Origin of the sequence: Mesorhizobium sp. M1088 (genome assembly GCF_040318575.1) — a bacterium.
Classification (GTDB): domain Bacteria; phylum Pseudomonadota; class Alphaproteobacteria; order Rhizobiales; family Rhizobiaceae; genus Mesorhizobium.
Map to the genome: position 1 here is coordinate 1 of NZ_JAMYMO010000086.1, position 5,075 is coordinate 5,075.

Sequence of the window (5,075 nt, forward strand, 5' to 3'; positions counted from 1 at the left end):
GCTCGCCAACCCATCCGTTGCCGCTCGAGAGCTATGCGGCCTGGCTATCCACCTACAAGTGGAAAAAGATCTATGGCCGGGAATTGGTTTACGCCGGTCCACTCTTCATCCACCAGCTCTCGCATATCTGGATCGATTTTCGCGGCATCCGCGATGCTTCCATGCGCAACCACGACTGCGACTATTTCGAGAACAGCCGCGAGGCAACCTACCTGCAACGCGACTACGCCATTCGCAATCCGAAGGGCTTCAGCGGTTATGGCGAGAATTGCTGGGGCATTACCGCCAGCGACGGCCCAAGCCCGACAAAAGGTCAAATCACGGTCGGTGGCCGCCGCTTCTTCGGCTATCTGGCGCGCGGTGCGCCATTCGGCCCTGATGATGGAACGTTGTCGCCGTGGGCAGCGATTACCTCATTGCCCTTTGCGCCAGAGATCGTTCTGCCGGCACTGCGCTATTTCCATGAGATCGACCTGCAAGAGGGCAACCCTTACGGCTTCACCGCAAGCTTCAATCCGACAATAGCAGCCGCCGACGGCCGGCCATGCGGTTGGGTATCGCCGGACCACGTCGGCATCAATCAGGGGCCGATCACTCTGATGATAGAGAACTACCGCTCGGGCTTCCTGTGGCGCCTGATGCGCCGCGTGCCGGCCATCATCGCGGGACTGCACCGAGCCGGTTTTTCGGGCGGTTGGCTATAAGAAGTCGAGATGACAAAGCTCCCCGATTGGTACCAGGACTTTTGACTGCTAGCGCATGCCGCATTTGCTGCGAATCTCGGTTAGCGGCAGTGGGTGATGGGCGCTTTTATAACGCCGGTCACGAATGTCTGAAACGGGTAGGTCACGATTGCGGACAGGCGCCTTAGGCTGGGATACACGAGAGCGGACATTCAGGTCGTTGCGAACATCGTCGTGACCTGACCCATTCACGACAGTCGAAATCACGGTGAACGGGTCCGCTTGCGCCGGTTAAGCGAACGTACGGCGTGCTACGAATCTCGCCTGGCTGGTCCTGGGCGGACAGAGGAGCTAACGTCTATGCTATAGCCCTCCATGGCCCTCCTGAATCCCTAGGTTTGGACGCCAGTTCGAGCGGAGCGCCAGAGAGATGCCCTGAGGCGCTGCTGTCACGTGGGATGGCTGCCTCGCAGGCGCCGCCCTCCGATAGCTCATGGGCGGCTTGAGGCGGCGATCGCGGGATAGTCGGTATAGCCAGCGGAGCCGCCGCCATAGAGCATCGCCGAGTTGAACTCCGTCAGCGGCGTGCGCGTCTTCAGCCGTTCCACAAGGTCGGGATTGGCGATGAACGGGCGCCCGAAGGCGAAGAGGTCCGCCTTGCCCTCGGCGAGCCGCGACGCCGTGAGGTTGAGGTCATAGCCGTTATTGCTAGGTATTGTTGAAGCGCCGGCGGAGCGATCCGAAGTCGAACGGCGCGACATCGCGATCCGCCCGTGGCGCCCTCGACGACATGGATATAGACGATGCCCAAAGCATCGAGTTGATCGACGATAAGTCGAACTGCGCCTGGGGCGCGCTGCTCGAGACGCCGTTGGCGGGCGAGACGGGCGAAATCCGGATGCCGGTATGGGCTTGGGCAGTTGGATGCCGACGAGCGAGGCTTCGTCGGTGATCGGGGCGGGCGTTTTGTATCCAACAGCCTTCATAACAGGCATCTCCTCATACTTGAGACGCAGATAAGCCGTATCTGCGCGGTCCGTCGGCGAGGCATTCTGCGTCAGGCGACGCCGGGCGTGAGCAGGACTTCCAGGCCGATGTTGCGGTACATCTCACGGCGCATGCGGTCGGCGACGCCATTGACGATCTCGGCCCCGTCTTGCGACGGATCGACGTGGACCCGGAACGGACGCTTGCCGAAGGGCGCGCCGACGACGCGAACGATCTCGCGGGCCACTTGTGCCGGATCGGCGTCGGCGGGTTCCAGGTCCGCTAGGCCCTTCAGCGCTTTGTCGGCGATCCCGGCGTAGGGCCGGATTCATACTCTGCGACTCGGGCCGTATCGGACGGCGAACCGGAGTGAGCGAAGTGGTTGGTGCCCTTGGTGAAGGCGCCTGGCACTATGATCGTCGTCTCGATGCCCCACAGGGCCAGTTCAGTCGAATAGGACACCGCCAGGGCGTCCATGGCCGCCTTGGCGGCGAAGTAGGGCGCCAGGAAGGGCGGCGTGCCGCCGCGCGTCGAGACGAGCCGACCCAGACCAGCAGACCCTTGCCCTGGCCGCGCATGTGCGGCAGCGCGGCGCGATTAACCCGCTGCGCGCCCAGCACATTGACGTCGTACTGCTGGATGAACTGGTCCGGGTGAAGGCCTCGGCAGGGCCGAATACCATATGCCCGGCATTGTGGACGATGACGTCGAGCCGGCCTACGTCCTTCAGAACATGAGCGATACCGGTCTCCGCCGAGGTGTCGGACTGGACGTCCAACTCGATGGTGCGCAGGTCGAGGCCATGCTCCTTCGACCAGGCGGCTACTTCGGCGACGCGAGGCGCGTTGCGGCCTTCGGTCTCGCGCATGGAGGCATAGACCGAGTGGCCGGCTTCGGCCAGGGCGCGTGCGGTCATGAGGCCGAAGCCCGACGAGGCGCCGGTGACGAGAATGACTTGCTTGGACATGGTGATGGTCTTTCTTCTGGATTTGGATGAACTTATGGCTGTGTTGTGGTCCTTGGCGGTCGGCTGCGATCAAATGATCCCGCCATTGGCGCGCAATATCTGGCCGTTGATCCATGAGCCGTCTGGCCCCGCCAGGAAGGCGACGGCGTTGGCGATGTCTTCGGGCTGGCCGAGACGTTCAAGCGGCGCCAGCTTCGCGAGGCGGTCGATCAGCTCCTGCGGCTTGCCGTCGAGGAAGAGCTTCGTGGCGGTCGGTCCGGGGGCGATCGCGTTGACGGTGATGTTCCGGCCCCGCAATTCCCTCGCGAGAATGGGAGTCATGGCCTCGACCGCGGCCTTGGTGCCGGCATAGACGCCATAGGTAGGCTGCAGCAGCCCCACGACACTTGAGGAGAAGTTGACGATGCGACCACCGTCGCGCAGGCGCTTGGCCGCTTCGCGCAGCGTGTTGAACGTGCCCTTCAGGTTGATCGCGATCTGGCGATCGAACAGCGCATCATCACTCTCACCGATCGTCGCCAGATTCATGATGCCGGCATTGTTGATCAGCACGTCAACGCCGCCGAAAGCGGTCTCGGCGGAATCGAACATGCGGCGTACGGCTTGTGCGTCTGAAATATCGGCCTGCGCAGTAACCGCCCGCCCGCCGCCCGCCGCTTCGATCCTGGCGACCACCGCATCCGCCGAGGCGGCGTTGCCGGCGTAGTTCACCACCACGGTGAAGCCGTCCTTGCCGAGGCGTTCGGCGACGGCCGCGCCGATGCCGCCCGAGGCGCCGGTCACGATGGCAACCTTCTGTGTCTGATTGGTCATTGTCTGTCTCCTTCTTTGGGTGTCGTTGTGGCTGCTGATGACAGACAGATGCACCTTTCGCTTATGCAGATAATCATGCATTATCCGGCATCACTATCCGACAGGTCGTATTATGGATCGTTTCGACGCCATGCGCGTCTTCACTCGCATCGTCGAACGCAGGAGCTTTACCAAGGCTGCCGATGACCTCAGTCTGCCGCGTTCATCCGTGACAGATGCCGTGCAAGGGCTGGAGGCGCGGCTCGGTGTGCGGCTGTTGCAGCGGACCACCCGTCAGGTCAGCCCCACACTGGATGGCGAGGCCTATTACCAACGATGCGTCAGCCTTATCGCTGACCTGGAGGATGCCGAGGGCGCTTTCGTCGGCGCTAAGCCGTCAGGCCTCATCCGCGTGGACGTGCATGGCACCCAAGCGCGGCACTTCCTGTTGCCCGGTCTGCCGCGCTTTCGCGAAATGTACCCCGACATCCGCCTGCATTTCAGCGAGGCGCATCAGCCCGTGGACCTGATCCGGGAAGGGTTCGACTGCATCCTGAGAGCGGGCGAGCTGGCCGACAGCGCGCTAATCAGGCGGCGGCTGGCTATTCTGGAGCGGGGCACCTTTGCCAGTCCGGACTATCTTAATCGGCTGGGCATGCCGAACACACCCGACGACCTTAATGGCCATGAAATGATCGGGCTGCTTGCGCCCGACACGACCGAGGTCGTCCCTCTCGCTTTCCTCGTGAAAGGAAAAGTGAACCGCATCACGCTGCCTGCCATGATGACGGTGACCGGCTCGGAGACGAACGTTGCCGCCGCCTGTCTTGGCCTTGGGCTCATTCAGGTGCCGCGCTATCGTGTAGTCTCGGAGCTGGAGAGCGGCGCGCTTATCGAAGTCCTAGCCAACTTCCCACCGACGCCCTTGCCAGTTCACGCGCTTTATTCGCACAAGCACCAGCTGTCGCCGCGGCTGCGAGTGTTCATCGACTGGGTGGCGGAGCAATTCCGCGACAAGACTGCACCGAAAATATGATACCTTCCCCCAAGAAGGGCGCAGACGATGCTCCGATTGTTTGCAATTATCGTCGATTCGTGAATGGTAACCTGCGCACCAGACGCAGCCTAGTCGTCACTGCCGCCAACTATCTGCCGGTGGGACGCCCGCGGGCTCGCGCATTGGCGGCCACTATCGCGCAGATTCATAGCGGCGTTAGAGGGCTATAGAGTAGACAAAGTTCTCATCTTCATCCCGCACGGCCCGCCAAAAGGACGGAATTCGACATTTGCGTGCGGTATCGAAGTCCGGACATTCACGCCGAGGCAATCGAACTTCATGGCAATCGAGTCGAGGCTGACGTTGCCGCCGCTCGCACAGGGCGCTCATTCCGCAAAACAAGTGTAAGAAGTACGCCTCCCCTAGCTTTGCGGCGGGGATAACCATCAGTTCACTCTTTGTTCTTTTCCGAAAGCGCCTGGCGAGATAGTCTAGCGTGTCCACAGATTCCTCAGGGAGCAGCGCGCAGATGACCATCCAGCCCACCAATACCATGCTGCAGGGGGACAGGATTCTCAATGAACCGATAATCAGCTGCCCAAGCTGCAAGACGGAAATCAAGCTCAATGAGTCGCTCGCGGCCCCTTTG

At 61.8% G+C, this 5,075-nt stretch carries 3 protein-coding genes and 2 pseudogenes; 2 read left to right on the forward strand and 3 right to left on the reverse strand.

Annotated elements, in window-relative coordinates; translation table 11 throughout:
• The coding region (locus tag NKH49_RS34305) for a glucoamylase family protein (protein WP_352930069.1) at positions 1-704 on the forward strand (704 nt) is incomplete at its 5' end.
• Positions 705-1,174: 470 nt separating this feature from the next.
• Here the strand turns inward: NKH49_RS34305 and NKH49_RS34310 are convergent.
• The 3 genes and pseudogenes from NKH49_RS34310 to NKH49_RS34320 form a co-directional block, all read right to left on the reverse strand.
• Positions 1,175-1,589, reverse strand: a pseudogene (locus NKH49_RS34310) (oxidoreductase); the annotation flags it as partial.
• A 151-nt stretch (positions 1,590-1,740) separates the two neighbouring features.
• Positions 1,741-2,637 (reverse strand): annotated as a pseudogene (locus NKH49_RS34315) (SDR family oxidoreductase).
• A gap of 69 nt (positions 2,638-2,706) precedes the next feature.
• The gene (locus tag NKH49_RS34320) at positions 2,707-3,450 is read right to left on the reverse strand and encodes an SDR family oxidoreductase (RefSeq protein WP_352930072.1); all 744 of its coding nucleotides are present in this window, start codon (positions 3,448-3,450) and stop codon (positions 2,707-2,709) included.
• Positions 3,451-3,562: 112 nt separating this feature from the next.
• Between NKH49_RS34320 and NKH49_RS34325 the strand changes: the two genes are divergently transcribed.
• A complete protein-coding gene (locus NKH49_RS34325) occupies positions 3,563-4,465 on the forward strand; it encodes a LysR family transcriptional regulator (protein WP_352930075.1) in 903 nt (300 codons plus the stop codon).
• The last annotated feature ends 610 nt before the right edge of the window (positions 4,466-5,075 follow it).